Below are 19,575 nucleotides of genomic sequence, written 5' to 3'. Positions count from 1 at the left end.
GCCCGGCTAAAACGCCCAGCTTCCCGCCGGCTGCAGCACGAAGCCATGCTCGCCGCTGGTGGTGTCCAGGCAGGCGACGAGGTTGTCGGCACCCACCGCGCACGTCACGTTGAGGTACGACAGCTTCTGGCCGGCACCCAGCGATTTGCCGCCCGACTGCAGGGCGGGCGGGTTGCCGTCACATCCGCCGTAGGTCATGCGGCTCAGTTCGTAGCCGGGTCCCTTGAAATTCACCGAGCCCACCACGCAGTCGCCCGGTTTCGGGTGGCCCCCGCCCGGGAACGGTACGTCGTCCATTCCGGGCGCGTCGCCGCTGCACCTGATGTCCTGTGACGGTTGTGGCACGGGCGCCGGGCCGCCGTAGAAGTCGCACACCAGGGTCGGTGTGGCGGAAAAGCTGATGCGGGGCCCGCCGCCCTGGCGGGGCGTCGTGGCGTAGCCGTCCACGGGGACGGCGATGAATCTGTTCAGGTCGGGGAAGCCCGGCGGCGGCTGTGCTGCGGCGTGCGGGGCCGACGCGATCGCGGATGCCGCCAGGGTCAGGCCGCCGAGGGCCCGCAGGGTGTTGCCGCGCATCACTTCCTCCTCCTAACGCACCTGGGCCCGCCCGCGCTGCAGGACGGCGTCGCGGTTGGCGGCGATGTCATCGCCGCTGGTGCGAAACTGCCTGGCCGCCATCGCCTCCAGCCAGAGCCCCCCGCTGGTCTGCGAGTCGTCGATCCGGTGATAGGACGCCAGCAACGCCCGCACGGCGTTCTGGTTGTTGCCGACGATCGACGCCGCCACCTGGCGGGCGCTGGTCATCAGGCCGTTGTGCGGCACCACTTCGGTCACCAGGCCGGCGCGCAGCGCGTCGGTGGCGGACCGATAGTCCCCGGTCATGCTCATGCGCCGGGCCAGGCCGATGCCGACCTTCTGCGGTAATCGCACGCTGAGCCCCCAGGTGGGCAGCAGGCCCACCCGGGCGTGCGTGTCGGCGAAACGGGCCTGCTCGGACGCGATCAGGATGTCGCAGTACAGGGCCAGCTCCAGCCCGCCGGTGACCGCGGCCCCGTTGATCGCGCCGATCACCGGCTTGGTCAGCGGCGGCCATCGCGGCGAGATGTCCGGGAGCGCCGCTTCGCTGCCCAGCTCCTTGAGGTCCAGCCCCGCGCAGAACACCGGGTCGGTGCCGGTGACGACGACGACGTCGACGCCGTCGTCGGCCTCCGCGTCGGTCAGGGCGCCGAAGAACCGGTCCCGCAGCGCCGCGGACAGCGCATTGCGCGCCTGCGGCCGGTTGAGGGTCAGGGTGCGCACCCGCTCGTCGGTCTCGATCAGCAGGATGTCGTCGGTCATGTGTTCACCGTAGAGGGTGGCCCGTTGCCGCCACACCTGCCACATGGCGCCCTCCGCGATAACCCGGGCGGCCGGCGGTTCGGGTCATCCCTTCCGGCGCGGAGACGCCTGTGGCGGGTGTGACAACACGCGCTCGGACCTATCGTGGATGCCATGTGCCGGAACATCACCGAACTACGCGGGTTGCAGCCGGCGGCCACGCCGCAGGAGATCGCTGCGGCCGCGCGCCAGTATGTGCGCAAGGTCAGCGGTATCACCCGCCCGTCGCCCGCCAACGTCGACGCCTTCGAGGCGGCGGTAGCGGAGGTTACCGAAACGACGACGCGGTTGCTGGCGGCCCTGCCGCCGCGGCGCCAGCCGCCGAAGACCGTCCCGCCGTTGCGCCGGCCCGAGGTGGTGGCCCGCCTCGCCGGGGCGAAATGACCGGCAGATGACAGCGACCGCGACCACGCCCGCGCTCAAGGAGTGGGGCGCGGTGGTGCACGCGCTGCTCGACGGGCGGCAGCGGGTGCTGCTGCGCAAGGGCGGCATCGGCGAAAAGCGGTTCGAGCTCTCGGCCCGGGAGTTCTTGCTGTTCCCGACGGTCGCCCACAGCCACGCCCAGCGCGTCCGGCCCGAGCATCGCGATCTGCTGGACGCGGCGGCCGCCGACAGCACCGACGAGCGGCTGGTGGTCCGGGTCGCCGCGAAAGTTGTTGCGGCACAACATGTTAATCGGCCCGATGGCCTTTCGGCGATCGAGGACCTGCACATCTGGACCGCAGAGTCGGTGCGCGAAGACCGGCTCGACTTCCGGCCCAAGCACAAGCTGGTCGCGCTGGTGGTGTCGGCGATCCCGTTGGCCGAGCCGGTGCGGATCGCGCGCACCCCCGAGTACGCGGGCTGCACCAGCTGGGTGCGGCTGCCGCTGGCCGCTGTTCGCCTGGCCGCGCCGGTCTACGACGAGGCCGCGCTGGACCAGGTCGCCCGCCGGGTCCGCGACGCGGTCGGCTGACGGCGATCGCAAGCGCGGCGGGTCGACGCCCTCAGCTCAAGGATCGCCGGGGCCGACGGGAAGCAGCAGCCGGGAGCGTCCGTAGTGCACGGCGTGGATGGCCGGCGCGGATTGCCGGCCCGTCAACAAGGGTTCGTCGGCGCCGAGATTGCGCGCGAAGCGGGGGAACCAGCTGCCCGCGATCAGGACCCGGATGCGTGAGCCGGCCCGGAAGCGGTGGGCGATCCCGTCCAGTTCGATCCGGACGTTCTTCGCCTTGCCACTCAACCGGCGGTAGCCGTCGCTGACGTTGTGGGAGCGTCCCCTGGCGTCAACCTCGCTCACCCGAACGAACAGATCCACATGGGGATTGTCGGAGCTGCGCGCCAGCTCGACCACCGGATTGCCGTAGACGTACAGATCGTGGGTGAGCGTGAGGCTGGTGAAGGACAGCACGTCGTCGCGCAGGGCGAGGCGGCTGTCGTCGCGGTAGCCGCCGTTCGGGGACAGCAGCGGGCCGCCGGTGGTGGGTGTCGGGTCGGCGGGGTCATAGCGGAATGTCGCTGGGGGCAGTCTCTTGAGGTTCGTCGGCGGGGTCTCACCGAGGTGCCCGCCGGGCCGCAGATACAGCGCCCGTTCGGTCGTGGCCGGCGGCCAGTCGGGCAGGTGCCGCCAGGCTTGGCCCCCGCCCGAACCGGTTATGCACGCGCGGACCCGGCTGGGCCGGCGCAGCGGTGCGCCGCCCAGGTGGGCGTTGAGCCAGTCCAGCGTTTCCCGCGCGCTGGTGGGCAGCGCCTTGCCCAGCAGCTGGGAGTGCGTCCAGGGACCCATCGTGAGCGCGACGTCGACGCCCCGGTCGCGCAGATGCGCGTACTGCTGCAGCGTCTGCCGCAGGAAGATGTCCTGCCAGCCGCCGATGAGCAACACCGGCACCCGCGCCCGGTCCAGCGCATCGAGGAACCGCAGCGAGTCCCAGAACGCGTCCTCGGAATCGCGGTGTTCGACCCACGATTCGAACCACGGCGCACCAGCGCCGAGCAGCGCCCGGGCCGCGGCGCCCAGGGGCACCGCTCCGGCCGCCTCGGCCACCTTGCGCGGGCCCTGCAGCTGACGCAGCGCCAGCTGGATGCGCGCCGAGTCCTCCTGGTGGGCGACCATGTCGCTCCAGCCCAGGAAGTCGTTGATGGCGAACGAGCCGGTGCCCCACACGGAGGCGTTGAAATCGTGCGGGCCGGCGGTGATGACGGCCGCTGCCAGCTCCGGCGGCGGATCCTGCAGCAACGCCCACTGGGTGAAGCCCAGATACGACACCCCGACGGTGGCGAATCGTCCGGTGAACCAGGGCTGCTGGCGCAGCCACGCGACCGTGTCGGCGCCGTCGGCGGCCTCGTTGACCATCGGCTCGAAGTCCCCGCCCGACCCGAACGTCCCGCGCACGCTCTGCAACAGGACGTGGTAGCCGCGGGCGGCGTACAGGCGGGCATATGCCAGCGAGAAGGGGAAGGCCCTCCCGTACGGCCCGCGGACCAGCAAGGTACCGGCGGGGGTGGACGCGCCGGGCGCGTAGTGGTCGGCCGCCAGGTGCACGCCGTCGCGCATCGGCACGTGGACGCGATCGACGGTGTACTCGGTGGTCCCCCCCGGCAGGCCCAACACCCGCCCGAGCGCGGCGTCGCCGGCACGGCTCAGGGCGCTTGGCTGGCGTTGCGCGGGGCCGGTGGAGGTCGTACTCACGGTCCCCAGGCTAGAGCCCTTCGCCGGCTAAAACTTGTAATAGGGCGCGAGATCGTTGGCACGCTGCAAATTCGTGGACATGCAGTCCACCTCCGGGTTGGAGTAGACCGTCGAGAAGTACAGCGCCTGTTGGAGGACTCCGTAGCTGGTCTTGAACGCGACCATGCACGAGTAGAACCAGAAGCTGTTGTGATACGTCGGCTTCATCACCCAGTACTGGGCGGCCCGGTGGCCCTGCACCGTGGTCTCGACGGCGTCGGCGGGCAGGGACTGGTCGTAGGTGCGCCAGATGATGGGTTCGACGGCCAGCTGGTAATTACCCGCGTCGAAGTGGCAGCGCAGCCCGTCCTCGTGTTCGGGCGGTGTGTACGCCAGCCCGAGCCGCTGCAGGGCGTCGAACGGAATGTCCTCGCACGCGTCGAAGGGGCGCGGGTCGGTGGTCGCAACGATGGGACTCTTCATGGTGGTCTCCATCGGCTGGGCGGTCGACCGCAGCTCGACGGGCCCGCCCCCGCTCGGCCCCGGCGGGGCGCTCTGCCAGCCCACCGCCACTGCCGCGGCCAGCGCGCCCAGCGCTGAAATCAGACGCAGATTGGCGAACACGACATCTCCTACCCCCACCCGGTCATGCCTCGGCCGTCCCTGCCGGGAGTGTACAAGTCGTGTCGGCGGCGTCACAGTGAAAAGAGAACACGTTCTAATCGGGGCGGGCAAGGACCTGGCGGAAACCGGCTAGTCGCGGGGGGTTCGTTACGCTGGTTAGTCGTGGCTGGGCAGCGAACGGGGCGGGAATCGGCGAACGGGGCGCAGCCGACGCTGTGGGCGGTCTCCGACCTGCACACCGGCCACCTCGGCAACAAGCCGGTCACCGAATCACTGCACCCGTCGTCGCCGGACGACTGGTTGATCGTGGCGGGCGACGTTGCCGAACGCACCGACGACATCCGTTGGGCGCTTGACCTGCTGCGGCGGCGGTTCGCCAAGGTGATCTGGGTGCCCGGCAACCACGAGCTGTGGACCACCAGCCGGGATCCCATGCAGATCTTCGGCAAGGTGCGCTACGACTACCTGGTCAACATGTGCGACGAGCTGGGCGTGGTCACCCCGGAGCACCCGTTCCCGGTGTGGACCGAACGCGGCGGGCCGGCCACGATCGTGCCGATGTTCCTGCTGTACGACTACACCTTCTTGCCCGAGGGGGCGGCGAGCAAAGCCGAGGGCATGGCCATCGCGCGGGAGCGCAACGTGGTGGCCACCGACGAATTCCTGCTCTCGTCCGACCCGTATCCCACCCGGGAGGCGTGGTGCCGCGAGCGGCTAGCCGGCACCCGCGCGCGCCTCGAAGAACTCGACTGGATGACCCCGACCGTGCTGGTCAATCACTTCCCGCTGGTGCGGGACCCCTGTGACGCGCTGTTCTACCCGGAGTTCTCGCTGTGGTGCGGAACCACCAAGACCGCCGACTGGCACACCCGCTACAACGCCGTCTGTTCGGTGTACGGGCACCTGCACATCCCGCGGACCACCTGGTACGACGACGTCCGCTTCGAGGAGGTGTCGGTGGGTTACCCGCGGGAGTGGCGCCGCCGCAAGCCCTACAGCTGGTTGCGCCAGGTGTTGCCCGATCCCCGGTACGCGCCCGGCTATCTCAACGACTTCGGCGGTCACTTCGTGATCACGCCCGAGATGCGCCGGCAGGCCCAGCAGTTCCGGGAACGAGCGCGGCAGCGGCAGTCCCGATGACGGGGCGCATGCTCGTGGCGTCGGTGTTGCCCGACGCCCTTCTCTCTTCGGGGTCCGAGGATCTGGCGTATGCGGAGGCGTATTGCGACCCGCCGGGCCTGACCCCGCTGCCCGAAGAGGAGCCACTGATCGCCAAGTCGGTCGCCAAGCGGCGCAACGAGTTCGTCACGGTGCGGCACTGCGCCCGCATCGCGATGGGCGAGCTCGGCGTGCCGCCGGTGCCGATCCTCAAGGGCGAAAAGGGGGAACCGTGCTGGCCCGACGGGGTCGTGGGCAGCCTCACCCACTGCACGGGCTACCGCGGCGCGGTGGTGGGCCGCGCCGCCGTCGTGCGTTCGGTGGGCATCGACGCCGAACCGCACGACGTGCTGCCCGACGGCGTGCTGGGCGCGATCGCGCTGGACCAGGAGCGCCACGAGATCGGCGCGCTGCCCGAGGGCCTGCATTGGGACCGAATCCTGTTCTGCGCCAAGGAGGCGACGTACAAGGCCTGGTTTCCACTGACCGAACGCTGGTTGGGTTTCGAGGACGCCCACATCGTGTTCGACCTCGATCCGCCCGGCGGGCGAACCTCCGGGGTGTTCGTCTCCAAGATCCTGATCGACGGGGCGGCCCTGTCGGGTCCGCCGCTGACTTCGCTGCGGGGGCGCTGGTCGGTCGAGCGCGGGCTGGTGATCACGGGGATCGTGCTTTGAGCGGACCGGGGATTGGTCCGGGAATAGTGGTGGTCGACAAGCCGGCCGGGATGACGAGCCACGACGTCGTAGGCCGGTGCCGCCGCATCTTTTCCACCCGCAGGGTGGGGCACGCCGGGACGCTGGACCCGATGGCCACCGGCGTGCTGGTGATCGGCGTCGACCGCGCCACCAAGGTCCTCGGCCTGCTGGCCGCGGCGTCGAAGTCGTATGCCGCCACCATCCGCCTGGGCCAGACCACTTCCACAGACGACGCGGAAGGGGAAGTGCTGCAACGCGTTTCGGCTGGAAACGTGACCGACGCGGCGATCGCCGCCGCCGTCGAGGGGTTGCGCGGCGACATCGAGCAGGTGCCGTCGGCGGTCAGCGCGATCAAGGTGGACGGCCGGCGCGCGTATCGGTTGGCCCGCGAGGGTCAGGCCGTCGAGCTGGCGGCCCGGCCGGTGCGCATCGACCGGTTCGAGGTGCTCGCCGTGCGCCGTGTCGATGAGGCCGGTGTCGACTTCGTCGACGTCGACATCGAGGTCGACTGCTCGTCGGGGACCTACATCCGCGCGCTGGCCCGCGATCTCGGCGCCGCGCTCGGGGTCGGCGGGCACCTGACGTCGTTGCGGCGCACCCGCGTCGGCCGTTTCGGGCTGGATCAGGCCCGCTCGCTGGACGACCTGGCCGAGCGGCCCCGACTGAACTGGACGCTGGACGAGGCGTGCCTGCTGCTGTTTCCGCGCCGCGACCTGTCCGCCGAGGAAGCCCGGGCGGCAAGCAACGGGCGGTCCCTGCCGCCGGCCGGGATCGGCGGCATCTACGCCGCCGCCGACGCCGACGGCCGGGTGATCGCGCTGCTGCGCGACGAGGGGGCAGCGACGAAGTCGGTGGTAGTGCTCCGCCCGGCGACGCTCTAGGAATACGCTGGGGCGCGGATCGTCTCATACCTGCGGAAGGTGCGCTATGTCCAACAAGGTTTACGTCGTCGGCGTCGGCATGACGAAATTCGAGAAGCCGGGCCGCCGGGAGGGCTGGGACTACCCGGACATGGCGAGGGAGTCGGGCACCAACGCGCTGGCCGACGCCGGCGTCGACTACCGCGAGGTGCAGCAGGGCTATGTCGGCTACGTCGCCGGCGACTCGACGTCCGGGCAGCGGGCGCTCTACGAGCTGGGCATGACCGGGATTCCGATCGTCAACGTCAACAACAACTGCTCGACCGGCTCGACGGCGCTGTTCCTGGCCGCGCAGGCCGTCCGCGGCGGGATCGTCGACTGCGCCGTCGCGCTCGGTTTCGAGAAGATGCAGCCCGGCGCGTTGAGCGGTGGCGCCCAGGACCGCGAGTCGCCGATGGGCAAGCACGTCAAGGCGATGGCCGCGATCGACGAATTCGCGATGCCGGTCGCGCCGTGGATGTTCGGCGCCGCGGGGCGCGAGCACATGAGGCAATACGGCACCACCGCAGAGCATTTCGCCAAGATCGGCTACAAGAACCACAAGCATTCCACCAACAACCCGTTCGCGCAATTCCAGGAGTCCTACACGCTTGACGACATCCTGGCGTCGCGGATGATCTCCGACCCGCTGACCAAGCTGCAGTGCTCGCCCACGTCGGACGGATCGGGCGCGGCGATCGTGGCCTCGGAGAGCTTCGTCGACAGCCACGGGCTGGCCGGCCAAGCGGTGGAGATCGTCGGCCAGGCCATGACCACCGACTTCGAGTCGACGTTCGACGGCAGCGCCAAGAACCTCATCGGCTACGACATGAATGTGCAAGCGGCCCAACGGGTTTACGACCAGTCCGGCCTGGGCCCCGAGGACTTCCAGGTGATCGAGCTGCACGACTGCTTCTCGGCCAACGAGCTGCTGTTGTACGAGGCCCTCGGCCTGTGCGGCCCGGGCGAGGCGCCCAAGCTGATCGACAACGGCGACACCACCTACGGTGGACGCTGGGTGGTCAACCCGTCCGGCGGACTGATCTCCAAGGGACACCCGCTGGGTGCGACCGGGCTGGCGCAGTGCGCCGAGCTGACCTGGCAACTGCGGGGTACCGCCGACAAGCGTCAGGTCGACAACGTGACCGCGGCGCTGCAGCACAACATCGGGCTGGGCGGCGCCGCCGTCGTCACCGCCTACCAGCGCGCCGAACGCTGAGCCAGCGCGCCGAACGCTGAGGGCGCCATGTTCGAATGGTCCGACACCGACCTGATGGTCCGGGACGCCGTTCGCCAGTTCATCGACAAGGAGATCCGTCCGCACCTGGACGAACTGGAAAGCGGTGAGCTGTCGCCCTATCCGATCGCGCGCAAGCTGTTCAGCCAGTTCGGTCTCGACGTCATGGCCGCCGAGTCGGTCAAGAAGATGCTGGACCGCGAGCGTACGGGACAGCGTGAAAAAGACGACGGTGCAGGCGGTTTCGGCGGAGGCGCCCAGGCGTCGATGATGGCGGTGCTGGTCTCCGAGCTCTCCCGGGTGAGTATCGGATTGCTGAGCACGGCGTCGGTCAGCCTCGGTCTGGGTGCGGCGACCATCATGAGCCGCGGCACGCTGGCCCAGAAGGAACGCTGGCTGCCCGAGTTGATGACGCTGAAGAAGATCGCGGCGTGGGCCATCACCGAGCCCGACTCCGGCTCGGACGCGTTCGGCGGCATGAAGACCTCCGTCAAGCGCGACGGTGCGGACTACATCCTCAACGGCCAGAAGACGTTCATCACCAACGGGCCCTGCGCCGACGTCCTGGTGGTCTACGCCAAGCTCGACGACGGCTCGTCGGTGGACAAACGGAACCGGCCGGTGCTGATTTTCGTGCTGGACGCGGGCATGCCGGGCCTCACGCAGGGCAAGCCGTTCAAGAAGATGGGCATGATGTCCTCGCCGACGGGCGAGTTGTTCTTCGACAACGTGCGGCTGACTCCCGACCGCCTGCTCGGCGAGAACCAAGATCAGGCCGGTGGCGACGGCCGGGAGAGCGCCCGCGCCAATTTCGCCGCCGAACGGATCGGGATCGCGACGATGGCGCTGGGCATCATCAACGAATGCCACCGGCTGTGCGTGGATTACGCCAAGACCCGCACCCTGTGGGGCAAGAACATCGGGCAGTTCCAGCTGATCCAGCTCAAGCTGGCGAAGATGGAGATCGCCCGGATGAACGTGCAGAACATGGTGTTTCAGACGATCGAGCGGCAGCAGGCGGGGAAACCGCTGACGCTGGCCGAGGCGTCGGCCATCAAGCTCTACTCCTCGGAGGCCGCCACCGACGTCGCCATGGACGCCGTGCAGCTGTTCGGCGGCAACGGCTACATGGCCGAGTACCGCGTCGAGCAGCTGGCCCGCGACGCGAAGTCGCTGATGATCTACGCCGGCAGCAACGAGGTTCAGGTCACCCACATCGCCAAGGGCCTATTGAGCTAAGCCGTTCGCGCCGAGCGTGAAGTGAGCGCGAAAAATTTGCCGGCGAAATCTTGCAATGGATGCACGCTCGGCGCAACAAACCTAGGCGACCACCCAGATCGCCCGGGCCGCCGGGCTGCCCAGGTCGACGGTGCACTCGGCGCCGTCGGCGGATTCGATCGCGACGGAGATCATGCCGGCGAATTCCCGGCGGGTCAGCACGCGCAGCCGCGAGTCCAGGTGTATGCCGACGTCGGTGAAATAGCGCAGCATCTCCGGATCGGAGTCGGAAATGCGGGCCACCGTCCCGGTGTCTCCGTCGCCGCACGCCCACAACTGGCGGGCCGGGGGCGTGGGCACCTGCCCGTCGGAGGCGGGGATGGGGTCGCCGTGCGGGTCGCGCCGGGGATACCCGAGCTTGGCGTCGATGCGGGCGACCAGGCGATCCGACACCGCGTGCTCGAGCACCTCGGCCTCGTCGTGCACCTCGTCCCAGCCGTAGCCGAGCTCGTTGACCAGGAAGGTCTCCAGCAGCCGGTGGCGGCGCACCACCTCGAGGGCGGCCCGGCGCCCGGCCTCCGTCAGCGTCACCGCGCCGTACTTCTCGTGGTCGACCAATCCCTGCTCGGCCAGTTTGCGGATCGACTCCGAGGCCGTGCTGGCCGACACCCCGATCCGGTCGGCCAGCATCTTGGTGCTGACCTTCGCGGGACCGGAGTCCGTGGACCATTCCTGGGCATTCCAGATGACCTTCAGGTAGTCCTGGCCGACCGCGGTGATACCGCCAGGCTCGTCGTCAGCCCTCACAAGCAGAAAGTTTAGGCAAACCTGGCCCGATGCGGCGTGCCACAGCCGATCTGGCGCGCCACGTCCCGGCGCGGCGCCGTAGGCTTGCGGTCGTGCAGCGGTGGCGCGGCCAAGACGAGATTCCCACGGACTGGGGCAGATGCGTGGTCACCATCGGGGTGTTCGACGGTGTGCATCGCGGCCACGCCGAGCTCATCGCGCACGCGGTGAAAGCCGCCCGCGCCCGCAACGTGCCGACGGTCCTGATGACGTTCGACCCGCACCCGATGGAAGTGGTCTATCCCGGCAGCCACCCCGCGCAGCTGACGACGCTGACCCGCCGCGCCGAGCTCGTCGAGGAGCTGGGCATCGACGTCTTCCTGGTGATGCCGTTCACCAGCGACTTCATGAGGCTCACCCCGGAGCGTTACATCCACGAGCTGCTGGTGGAGAACCTGCACGTGGTGGAGGTCGTGGTGGGGGAGAACTTCACGTTCGGCAAGAAGGCGGCCGGCAACGTCGAGACCCTGCGCCGCGCCGGCGAGCGGTTCGGTTTCGCGGTGGAGTCGATGTCGCTGCTGTCCGAGCACCACAGCAACGAGACCGTGACCTTCTCGTCCACCTACATCAGGTCCTGCGTGGACGCCGGCGACATGGTGGCGGCCACGGAGGCGCTGGGCCGCCCGCACCGCGTCGAGGGCGTGGTCGTCCGCGGCGAGGGGCGGGGCATGGAGCTGGGCTTTCCCACCGCCAACGTCGCGCCGCCGATGTATTCGGCCATCCCGGCCGACGGCGTGTACGCGGCGTGGTTCACCGTCCTCGGGCACGGACCGGTGGCCGGCACCGTCATCCCGGGGGAGCGCTACCAGGCCGCGGTGTCCGTGGGCACCAACCCGACCTTCTCCGGGCGCACCCGCACCGTGGAGGCGTTCGTCCTGGACACCAGCGCCGACCTGTACGGACAGCACGTGGCGCTGGACTTCGTCGCGCGCATCCGCGGACAGCGCAGGTTCGACACGATCAAAGGCCTCGTCGCCGCGATGGGCGAGGACACCGAGCGGGCCCGCACCCTGCTGACCGACTGACGATTCGGGGACGGCGCCGCCCCGCTGCTAAACTGCCGGACGACATCGGCGCGTGCTGTGGTTCGCGGTGGCCGCGCCTTGATCCCAGTGATCGCGGACCAATTGATGGAGATATTTCGTGGCGCTTACAGCCGAGCAGAAAAAGGAGATCCTGACCTCCTACGGCCTGCACGACACCGACACCGGGTCCCCGGAGGCCCAGGTCGCCCTGCTGACCAGGCGGATCGCCGACCTGACCGAGCACCTCAAGTTGCACAAGCACGACCACCACTCGCGGCGGGGACTGCTGCTGCTGGTGGGGCGCCGGCGCCGGCTGCTCAAATACGTGTCCCAGATCGACGTGGAGCGGTACCGCTCGCTCGTCGAGCGGCTCGGCCTGCGTCGCTGACGCCTGGCAAAGCCCGAGTCCCGCTGGCGGGCTAAGTTCGCACGTGTAGAGTGGGACCGTTCTGGGCCTCTTCGGCCCGAGCAAACGGTGCGGTTTGCGCAGATCCGCGTGAGCCGTTCCAGCGCGTCACTGCGTGTGGCCGAGGGAGCAGCACAGTCTGCATCGGGCGGTCTTCGGTAGTGGCTGCCGGGCTCTCCGGATCTGGGGCAGGTCGGCCGCTTCGATCGATGGCCGTAGCCGCATTCAGACTCTTGTTCTCCGGGTGGCGTCAGGGCGCGCGAAACAGCTGAATACCCAGAGAGGCCGTACGGACACCCATGTCTGTAGCTGAGATTGAACAGGGCGTCTTCGAGGCGACCGCCACCATCGACAACGGGAGCTTCGGCACCCGCACCGTCCGTTTCGAGACCGGCAGGCTGGCCCAGCAAGCCGCCGGAGCCGTCGTCGCGTACCTGGACGACGAGAACATGCTGCTCTCGGCGACCACCGCCAGCAAGAGCCCCAAGGAGCACTTCGACTTCTTCCCGCTGACGGTCGACGTCGAGGAGCGGATGTACGCCGCCGGGCGCATCCCCGGCTCGTTCTTCCGCCGCGAGGGACGCCCCTCCACCGACGCGGTCCTGACCTGCCGGCTCATCGACCGCCCGCTGCGGCCGTCGTTCGTCTCCGGCCTGCGCAACGAGATCCAGGTCGTGGTGACGATCATGAGCCTGGACCCCAACGACCTCTACGACGTGCTGGCGATCAACGCCGCGTCGGCCTCCACCCAGATCAGCGGCCTGCCGTTCTCCGGTCCCATCGGGGGCGTGCGGGTGGCCCTGATCGACGGCACCTGGGTCGCCTTCCCCACCGTCGAGCAGCTCGAGCGCGCCGTGTTCGACATGGTCGTGGCCGGCCGGAAGGTCGACGGGGACCCGAAAGAAATAGCGATCATGATGGTCGAGGCCGAGGCCACCGAGAACGTCATCGAGCTGGTGGAAGGCGGGGCCCAGGCGCCGACGGAAACCGTTGTGGCCGAGGGCCTGGAGGCGGCCAAGCCGTTCATCGCCGTGCTGTGTTCCGCGCAGCAGGAGCTGGCCGACGCGGCGGCCAAGCCCACCGGCGACTACCCGACGTTCCCCGACTACGGCGACGACGTGTACTACTCGGTGGCCTCGGTGGCCACCGACGAGCTGGCCAAGGCGCTGACCATCGGCGGCAAGGCCGAGCGCGACGCGCGCACCGACGAGCTGAAGTCCGAGGTGCTGGCGCGCCTTGCCGACACCTACGAGGGCCGCGAAAAGGAGGTCGGCGCCGCGTTCCGCTCGCTGACCAAGAAGCTGGTCCGGCAGCGCATCCTGAGCGACCACTTCCGCATCGACGGCCGGGGCATCACCGACATCCGCGCGCTGTCTGCCGAGGTCGCCGTGGTGCCGCGGGCGCACGGCAGCGCCTTGTTCGAGCGCGGCGAGACCCAGATCCTGGGCGTGACCACGCTGGACATGGTCAAGATGGCCCAGCAGATCGACTCGCTGGGGCCCGAGACGTCCAAGCGCTACATGCATCACTACAACTTCCCGCCGTTCTCCACCGGCGAGACCGGCCGGGTCGGCTCGCCCAAGCGGCGCGAGATCGGGCACGGCGCGCTCGCCGAGCGGGCCCTGATCCCGGTGCTGCCCAGCGTCGAGGAGTTCCCCTACGCCATCCGCCAGGTATCGGAAGCCTTGGGCTCCAACGGGTCGACGTCGATGGGCTCGGTCTGCGCGTCCACGCTGGCGCTGCTGAACGCCGGGGTGCCGCTCAAGGCGCCGGTCGCCGGCATCGCGATGGGATTGGTGTCCGACGACGTAGAAATTGAGGCTGTCGACGGCGCAAAATCGAGCGAGCGGCGCTTCGTGACCCTGACCGACATCCTGGGCGCCGAGGACGCGTTCGGCGACATGGACTTCAAGTGCGCCGGCACCAAGGACTTCGTCACCGCGCTGCAGCTGGACACCAAGCTCGACGGCATCCCGTCGCAGGTGCTGGCGGGTGCGCTCGCGCAGGCCAAGGACGCCCGGCTGACCATCCTCGAGGTCATGGCCGAGGCCATCGACGCGCCCGACGAGATGAGCCCCTACGCGCCGCGGGTGACCACCATCAAGGTCCCGGTGGACAAGATCGGTGAGGTCATCGGCCCCAAGGGCAAGGTCATCAACGCGATCACCGAGGAGACCGGCGCGCAGATCTCCATCGAGGACGACGGCACCGTGTTCGTCGGGGCCACCGACGGGCCCTCGGCGCAGGCCGCGATCGACCGGATCAACGCCATCGCCAACCCGCAGCTGCCGACGGTGGGTGAGCGGTTCCTCGGAACCGTGGTCAAGACAACGGATTTCGGCGCGTTCGTGTCGCTGCTGCCGGGTCGCGACGGCCTGGTGCACATCTCCAAGCTCGGCAAGGGCAAGCGCATCGCGAAGGTCGAGGACGTGGTGAACGTCGGCGACAAGCTGCGGGTGGAGATCGCCGACATCGACAAGCGGGGCAAGATCTCGTTGGTCCTGGTGGACGAGGAGGACTCAGCGGACAGCGCGCCTTCTTCGGCTCCCGCAGCGCCTGCCGATGCCGCCAGCTCCGTCTAGAAAGCCGGCAGCCGATCCCGCGCCGGCCCTGCGCCGGGGCGCGCAGATCGCCGGGGTGAACGCCGACCACAAGGCCGTCCGCCGCACCACGCTGCCGGGGGGCCTGCGGGTGGTCACCGAGCACCTGCCCGCCGTGCGCTCCGCCTCGGTCGGGGTCTGGGTCGGGGTCGGATCGCGCGACGAGGGCGCGACCGTGGCCGGGGCGGCGCACTTCCTCGAGCATCTGCTGTTCAAGTCCACCCCGACCCGCACCGCCGTCGACATCGCCCAGGCCATGGACGCCGTCGGCGGGGAGCTGAACGCGTTCACCGCCCGCGAGCACACCTGCTACTACGCCCACGTGCTGGACAGCGACCTGGAGCTGGCCGTCGACCTGGTCGCGGACGTGGTCCTCAACGGTCGCTGCGCCGCCGAAGACGTCGAGCTGGAGCGCGACGTCGTGCTCGAGGAGATCGCCATGCGCGACGACGACCCCGAGGACGCGCTGGGCGACATCTTCCTGTCGACGCTGTTCGGCGACCACCCGGTGGGGCGCCCCGTGATCGGCACCGCGCGGTCGGTGTCGGCAATGACGCGGTCGCAACTGCACTCGTTTCATGTGCGGCGCTACACCCCGGAGCGGATGGTCGTCGCGGTGGCCGGCAACGTCGACCACGACGAGGTGGTCGCCCTCGTGCGCGAGCACTTCGGAAAGCACCTGGTCCGCGGCCGCCAGCCGGTCGCCCCGCGCAAGGGCGCCGGGCGGGTCACCGGGACCCCGGGGCTGACGCTGGTGAACCGGGATGCCGAGCAGACCCACGTGTCGTTGGGCGTCCGCACCCCCGGGCGCGGCTGGGAGCATCGCTGGGCGCTGTCGGTGCTGCACACCGCGCTGGGCGGCGGCCTGAGCTCCAGGCTGTTCCAGGAGGTTCGGGAGCTGCGTGGCCTGGCCTATTCGGTCTACTCGGCGGTGGACATCTTCGCCGACAGCGGCGCGCTGTCGGTGTACGCGGCGTGCCTGCCCGAGCGCTTTCCCGACGTCATGCGGGTGACCGGCGAGGTGCTCGACACGGTGGCCCGCGACGGCATCACCGAGGCCGAATGCCGCATCGCCAAGGGCTCGTTGCGGGGCGGCCTCGTCCTCGGGCTGGAGGATTCCAGCTCCCGGATGAGCCGCATCGGCCGCAGCGAACTGAACTACGGCCGGCACCGCAGCATCGAACACACCCTGCAACGAATCGACGAGGTGACCGTCGAGGAGGTCAACGCGGTGGCCCGCCGCCTGCTGGGCAGGCGCTACGGCGCCGCCGTTCTGGGCCCGTATGCCTCCAAACGATCGCTGCCCCAACAACTTCGGGCGATGGTAAATTAGCGCCGTGGTTCTGGGCTTTTGGGATATCGCGGTGCCCATCGTCGGTGCGCCCATGGCCGGCGGCCCCGGCACCCCGGCATTGGCCGCGGCGGTGTCCAACGCCGGTGGCCTCGGCTTCATCCCCGGCGGCTACGTGAGTGCGGAGCGGTTCGCCGAAGACATCGGCGCGGCGCGCGCCATGACCACCGGCCCGTTGGGCGTCAACCTGTTCGTGCCCCAGCCCAGCGTGGCCGACTGGGTAGCGCTGGACTACTACGCCGACGAGCTCGAAGGCATCGCCGAGCACTACCAGTGCGAGGTGGGCCGGCCCGAGTTCGGTGACGACGACGACTGGGAGCGCAAGCTCGAGGTGGTCGCCGACGTGCACCCGGAGTTGGTGTCGTTCACCTTCGGCGTGCCGCCGCCGGACGTCATCCGGCGGCTGAGCGCGCGCGGCCTGTTGGTGATGGTCACCGTGACCTCGGCCTACGAGGCCGGGGTGGCCGTCGCAGCGGGCGCCGACAGCCTGGTGGTCCAGGGCCCCGACGCCGGCGGGCATCGCGGCACCTTCGCGCCGGACATGGAGCCCGGCACGGAGTCGCTGCACGACCTGATCGACCGGATCCACCGGGCGCACCGCGACATTCCGATCATCGCGGCGGGTGGGCTGGGCACCGCCGAGGAGGTCGCCGGCGTGCTGCGCCGGGGAGCCGTCGCCGCCCAGGTCGGCACCGCGCTGCTGCTGAGCGAAGAAGCGGGCACCAGCCAGGCGCATCGCACCGCCATGAAGAATCAGCTCTTCGCCAAAACCATCGTCTCCCGCGCGTTCTCGGGCCGGTACGCCCGCGGCCTGGAAAACGAATTCATCCGCCTGCTCGACAATGTGGCCCCGCTGGGCTATCCCGAGGTCAACCAGATGACGCTGCCGATAAGGGAGGCCGCGACCGAACGGGAAGACCCGAACGGGATGGCGCTCTGGGCGGGAACGTCGTTCCGGGACGCCCGCCCGGGCTCGGTGGCCGACATCGTCGCCGGCCTCAACGGCTAGGGCCGTTTCAGGCCAAGACCGATGCTGGATCCGTGCACGGCAGGCCGAGGTCGTCGGCCACCTGTTCGGACAGCAGCATCCCGTCGTGCGTCGAAAGCCCTTTGGCCAGAGGGGGATCGGACCGGCACGCCGACCGCCAGCCCCGATCGGCGAGCTTGAGCACGTACGGCATCGTGGCGTTGGTCAGCGCGACGGTCGACGTCTTGGGCACTGCGCTGGGCATGTTCGCGACGCAGTAGAACAGGGTGTCGTGTACCGCGAACGTCGGGTCGTCGTGCGTGGTGGGCCGCGAATCTTCGAAGCAGCCGCCCTGGTCGATGGAGATGTCCACCAGCACCGCGCCCGTCTTCATCTGCGCGACAAGGGAATTCGAGATCAGCGTGGGCGCCTTGTGGCCGGGCACCAGCACGGCTCCGATCACCAGGTCGGCACGTTTGACGGCGCCCCCCAGCTCGTATGCCGAGGAATAGCGAGTGCCGACGTGGCCACCGAACTCGGCGTCGAGCAGCCGAAGCTTGCCGATGTTGACGTCGAACACCATGACGCTCGCGCCCATGCCGCCGGCGACCCGGGCGGCGTTGTACCCGGCCGTGCCGGCGCCGATCACCACGACGTCGGCGCCCTTGACGCCAGGCACCCCGCCCATCAGCACGCCTCGCCCGCCCTGGGTGCGCATCAGGTGATAGGCGCCCACCTGAGCTGCCAGCCGGCCGGCGACCTCGCTCATCGGGGCCAGCAACGGGAGCGCGCCGTCGTCGGCCTGGACGGTCTCGTAGGCGATCGACGTTGTGCCGGAGGCCAACAGCGCGTCGGTGCAGGCGCGCGAAGCGGCCAAATGCAGGTACGTGAACAGGACCTGCCCGTTTCGCAGCAGGCCGTACTCGGGCGGTATCGGTTCCTTGACCTTGAGCAGCAGGTCCGCGTCGGCCCACACCCGCTCCGCGGTGTCGGCCAGTTGGGCCCCCGCCGCCTTGAATTCCGCGTCGGGGATGGCAGAGCCGTCGCCGGCGCCGGCCTGGACGACCACCTCGTGGCCGCGGTGAGTCAATTCGGCGACGCCGGCCGGGGTGATGGCCACCCGGAACTCGTTGGTCTTGGTCTCGGTGGGCACGCCGACGCGCATGGCTCAAGTGTGGAGAAAGTTCGGTACCACGGCAAACAGTAAGTCTTATGATCGGCGAATGAATGACCCCTGCGTAACGGCCAGCGTCCAGATCGACGCGGGTCCCGACGAGGTGTATGGCCTGATCACCGACCTGCCGACGCTGGCCTCGCTGGCCGAGGAGGCGGTGGCGATGGAGTGGCGCAAGGGTGACGCCGTCCGCCCGGGTGCGGTGTTCGTGGGCCACAACGCACACGGCGGCCGGCGATGGAGCACGAAGTGCACCGTCACCGACGCCGACCCCGGCCGGCTGTTCGCGTTCGACGTGCGGCACACGGTCGTTCCGATCGCGCGCTGGCAATACGACATCGCCCCATCCGCCGGCGGCTGCCGGGTCACCGAAAGCACCTGGGACCGCCGGCCCGGATGGTTCCGCAAGGTCGCGGGCGCGGCGACCGGCGTGTCCGACCGGGTGGCCGCCAACAACGAACACATCCGGCTGACCCTGCAGCGCCTCAAGCAGCGGGCCGAGACCCGGTAGCCGGCCCATGACGACCCTGCCGACACGCGATCCCGCCGTAGCCGTCGTCGGAGCGGGCATGTCCGGGCTGTGCATGGCAATCGCCTTGCTGCGCAACGGGATTACCGATGTCACGATTTATGAGAAGGCCGACGAGGTGGGCGGCACCTGGCGGGAAAACACCTACCCCGGCCTGACCTGCGACGTGCCGTCGCGGGTCTATCAGTACACCTTCGCCACGAAGCCCAACTGGACGCACATGTTCTCGCCCGGCGGCGAGATCCAGGCCTACTTCCGCGGCGTCGCCGACCAATTCGGGCTGCGCGACCGGATCCGGTTCGGCACCGAAATCGTCAGCGCCCGTTTCGAGAACGGCCGCTGGCTGCTGCGCACCGGCGCCGGCGACGAGTCGGCCGTCGACTTCCTGATCTCGGCGACCGGCGTGCTGCACCATCCGCGGATGCCGTCGATCGCCGGCCTGGACGACTTCGCCGGCCACGTCTTTCATTCCGCGCGCTGGGACCATTCCGTCGAGCTTGCAGGGCGCCGAATCGCGGTGATCGGCAACGGATCCACCGGCGTGCAGCTCGTGTGCGGGCTGGCCGGCGTGGCGGGCAGGGTCGCCCTGTTCCAGCGCACCGCGCAGTGGATAGTCCCGATGCCCAACCCGCGATACTCGGGGTTCGCCAGTCGCACCCACCGGGCCGTTCCGTGGCTTGATCGGTTGGCGTACCGGGCGTACAGCCTCGTCTTCGACACCTTCGCGGTCGCGCTGACCAAGCCGGGGCTGCGGCGAAGGGCGATGGGGGCGCTGTGCCGGGCCAGCCTGCGTCGGGTGCGCGACCCCGGCTTGCGTGC

At 69.5% G+C, this 19,575-nt stretch carries 20 protein-coding genes; 14 read left to right on the top strand and 6 right to left on the bottom strand.

Annotation, left to right across the window (positions count from 1 at the left end):
• Positions 1-6: 6 nt before the first annotated feature.
• Both VMD50_RS04200 and VMD50_RS04195 read right to left on the bottom strand, forming a co-directional pair.
• Entirely contained in the window at positions 7-576 is a 570-nt protein-coding gene (locus VMD50_RS04200; RefSeq protein ID WP_325425164.1) for a hypothetical protein, read from the bottom strand.
• A 12-nt stretch (positions 577-588) separates the two neighbouring features.
• Positions 589-1,338: an enoyl-CoA hydratase gene (locus VMD50_RS04195; protein ID WP_325425162.1), complete on the bottom strand. Its 750-nt coding sequence runs from the start codon at positions 1,336-1,338 to the stop codon at positions 589-591.
• 153 nt (positions 1,339-1,491) lie between these two features.
• On the opposite strand from VMD50_RS04195, the gene VMD50_RS04190 reads away from it, so the two are divergent.
• On the top strand, positions 1,492-1,761 hold the full coding sequence (locus tag VMD50_RS04190; RefSeq protein ID WP_325425160.1) for a DUF2277 domain-containing protein: 270 nt from the start codon (positions 1,492-1,494) through the stop codon (positions 1,759-1,761).
• Between the two features lie 7 nt (positions 1,762-1,768).
• Positions 1,769-2,332 (top strand): DUF1802 family protein, encoded by a 564-nt coding sequence (locus VMD50_RS04185; protein ID WP_325425158.1) that lies wholly within the window; start codon positions 1,769-1,771, stop codon positions 2,330-2,332.
• A gap of 36 nt (positions 2,333-2,368) precedes the next feature.
• On the opposite strand, the gene VMD50_RS04180 is transcribed toward VMD50_RS04185, so the two are convergent.
• Positions 2,369-4,045: a CocE/NonD family hydrolase gene (locus VMD50_RS04180; protein ID WP_325425156.1), complete on the bottom strand. Its 1,677-nt coding sequence runs from the start codon at positions 4,043-4,045 to the stop codon at positions 2,369-2,371.
• A gap of 27 nt (positions 4,046-4,072) precedes the next feature.
• A complete protein-coding gene (locus tag VMD50_RS04175) occupies positions 4,073-4,648 on the bottom strand; it encodes a DUF3558 domain-containing protein (protein ID WP_325425154.1) in 576 nt (191 codons plus the stop codon).
• A gap of 162 nt (positions 4,649-4,810) precedes the next feature.
• Between VMD50_RS04175 and VMD50_RS04170 the strand changes: the two genes are divergently transcribed.
• Genes VMD50_RS04170 through VMD50_RS04150 form a run of 5 tightly spaced genes read left to right on the top strand, consistent with a single transcriptional unit; the run spans position 4,811 to position 9,879 of the window.
• The gene (locus VMD50_RS04170; protein WP_325425152.1) at positions 4,811-5,788 is read left to right on the top strand and encodes a metallophosphoesterase family protein; all 978 of its coding nucleotides are present in this window, start codon (positions 4,811-4,813) and stop codon (positions 5,786-5,788) included.
• Positions 5,785-6,483 (top strand): 4'-phosphopantetheinyl transferase PptT, encoded by a 699-nt coding sequence (gene pptT / locus VMD50_RS04165; RefSeq protein WP_325425150.1) that lies wholly within the window; start codon positions 5,785-5,787, stop codon positions 6,481-6,483. The genes VMD50_RS04170 and pptT overlap by 4 nt, the downstream gene beginning before the upstream one ends.
• Entirely contained in the window at positions 6,480-7,385 is a 906-nt protein-coding gene (truB, locus tag VMD50_RS04160) for a tRNA pseudouridine(55) synthase TruB (protein ID WP_325425148.1), read from the top strand. The genes pptT and truB overlap by 4 nt, the downstream gene beginning before the upstream one ends.
• Positions 7,386-7,431: 46 nt before the next feature.
• The gene (locus tag VMD50_RS04155) at positions 7,432-8,622 is read left to right on the top strand and encodes a lipid-transfer protein (RefSeq protein WP_325425146.1); all 1,191 of its coding nucleotides are present in this window, start codon (positions 7,432-7,434) and stop codon (positions 8,620-8,622) included.
• 27 nt (positions 8,623-8,649) lie between these two features.
• A complete protein-coding gene (locus VMD50_RS04150; protein ID WP_325425144.1) occupies positions 8,650-9,879 on the top strand; it encodes an acyl-CoA dehydrogenase family protein in 1,230 nt (409 codons plus the stop codon).
• Between the two features lie 81 nt (positions 9,880-9,960).
• Here VMD50_RS04150 and mntR read toward each other — a convergent pair whose 3' ends face one another.
• Complete coding sequence (gene mntR / locus VMD50_RS04145) at positions 9,961-10,665, bottom strand: manganese-binding transcriptional regulator MntR (RefSeq protein ID WP_325425142.1); 705 nt, start codon at positions 10,663-10,665, stop codon at positions 9,961-9,963.
• Positions 10,666-10,757: 92 nt separating this feature from the next.
• Here mntR and VMD50_RS04140 point away from each other — a divergent pair, with 92 nt between their 5' ends.
• The 5 genes from VMD50_RS04140 (at position 10,758) to VMD50_RS04120 (ending at position 17,095) form a co-directional block, all read left to right on the top strand.
• Entirely contained in the window at positions 10,758-11,729 is a 972-nt protein-coding gene (locus VMD50_RS04140; protein ID WP_325425192.1) for a bifunctional riboflavin kinase/FAD synthetase, read from the top strand.
• Between the two features lie 118 nt (positions 11,730-11,847).
• Positions 11,848-12,117: a 30S ribosomal protein S15 gene (rpsO, locus tag VMD50_RS04135; RefSeq protein ID WP_325425140.1), complete on the top strand. Its 270-nt coding sequence runs from the start codon at positions 11,848-11,850 to the stop codon at positions 12,115-12,117.
• Between the two features lie 317 nt (positions 12,118-12,434).
• The gene (locus tag VMD50_RS04130) at positions 12,435-14,717 is read left to right on the top strand and encodes a polyribonucleotide nucleotidyltransferase (RefSeq protein ID WP_325425138.1); all 2,283 of its coding nucleotides are present in this window, start codon (positions 12,435-12,437) and stop codon (positions 14,715-14,717) included.
• Positions 14,698-16,068 carry a M16 family metallopeptidase gene (locus VMD50_RS04125; RefSeq protein ID WP_325425136.1) on the top strand — a complete coding sequence of 457 codons (1,371 nt, stop codon included), beginning with the start codon at positions 14,698-14,700 and terminating at the stop codon, positions 16,066-16,068. Before VMD50_RS04130 ends, VMD50_RS04125 begins: the two co-directional genes overlap by 20 nt.
• 4 nt (positions 16,069-16,072) lie before the next feature.
• Positions 16,073-17,095 carry a nitronate monooxygenase gene (locus VMD50_RS04120; protein WP_325425135.1) on the top strand — a complete coding sequence of 341 codons (1,023 nt, stop codon included), beginning with the start codon at positions 16,073-16,075 and terminating at the stop codon, positions 17,093-17,095.
• Between the two features lie 7 nt (positions 17,096-17,102).
• Here the strand turns inward: VMD50_RS04120 and ald are convergent, their stop codons facing one another.
• Positions 17,103-18,218 carry an alanine dehydrogenase gene (gene ald / locus VMD50_RS04115; protein ID WP_325425133.1) on the bottom strand — a complete coding sequence of 372 codons (1,116 nt, stop codon included), beginning with the start codon at positions 18,216-18,218 and terminating at the stop codon, positions 17,103-17,105.
• A gap of 58 nt (positions 18,219-18,276) precedes the next feature.
• Between ald and VMD50_RS04110 the strand changes: the two genes are divergently transcribed.
• A complete protein-coding gene (locus tag VMD50_RS04110; RefSeq protein WP_325425131.1) occupies positions 18,277-18,738 on the top strand; it encodes an SRPBCC family protein in 462 nt (153 codons plus the stop codon).
• A gap of 7 nt (positions 18,739-18,745) precedes the next feature.
• The coding region (locus tag VMD50_RS04105) for a flavin-containing monooxygenase (protein WP_325425129.1) at positions 18,746-19,575 on the top strand (830 nt) is incomplete at its 3' end.

The sequence above is a fragment of the Mycobacterium sp. genome (genome assembly GCF_035506235.1).
Classification (GTDB): Bacteria; Actinomycetota; Actinomycetes; order Mycobacteriales; family Mycobacteriaceae; genus Mycobacterium.
This window is presented reverse-complemented; position numbering and strand designations above follow the sequence as displayed.

Excerpts from the sequence above, each read along its gene's own strand:
- VMD50_RS04200 (WP_325425164.1), bottom strand. The coding sequence starts at position 576 with ATGCGCGGCAACACCCTGCGGGCCCTCGGCGGCCTGACCCTGGCGGCA.
- VMD50_RS04195 (WP_325425162.1), bottom strand. The coding sequence starts at position 1,338 with ATGACCGACGACATCCTGCTGATCGAGACCGACGAGCGGGTGCGCACC.
- VMD50_RS04190 (WP_325425160.1), top strand. The coding sequence starts at position 1,492 with ATGTGCCGGAACATCACCGAACTACGCGGGTTGCAGCCGGCGGCCACG.
- VMD50_RS04185 (WP_325425158.1), top strand. The coding sequence starts at position 1,769 with ATGACAGCGACCGCGACCACGCCCGCGCTCAAGGAGTGGGGCGCGGTG.
- pptT (WP_325425150.1), top strand. The coding sequence starts at position 5,785 with ATGACGGGGCGCATGCTCGTGGCGTCGGTGTTGCCCGACGCCCTTCTC.
- VMD50_RS04155 (WP_325425146.1), top strand. The coding sequence starts at position 7,432 with ATGTCCAACAAGGTTTACGTCGTCGGCGTCGGCATGACGAAATTCGAG.
- VMD50_RS04150 (WP_325425144.1), top strand. The coding sequence starts at position 8,650 with ATGTTCGAATGGTCCGACACCGACCTGATGGTCCGGGACGCCGTTCGC.
- VMD50_RS04130 (WP_325425138.1), top strand. The coding sequence starts at position 12,435 with ATGTCTGTAGCTGAGATTGAACAGGGCGTCTTCGAGGCGACCGCCACC.
- VMD50_RS04125 (WP_325425136.1), top strand. The coding sequence starts at position 14,698 with ATGCCGCCAGCTCCGTCTAGAAAGCCGGCAGCCGATCCCGCGCCGGCC.
- ald (WP_325425133.1), bottom strand. The coding sequence starts at position 18,218 with ATGCGCGTCGGCGTGCCCACCGAGACCAAGACCAACGAGTTCCGGGTG.
- VMD50_RS04110 (WP_325425131.1), top strand. The coding sequence starts at position 18,277 with ATGAATGACCCCTGCGTAACGGCCAGCGTCCAGATCGACGCGGGTCCC.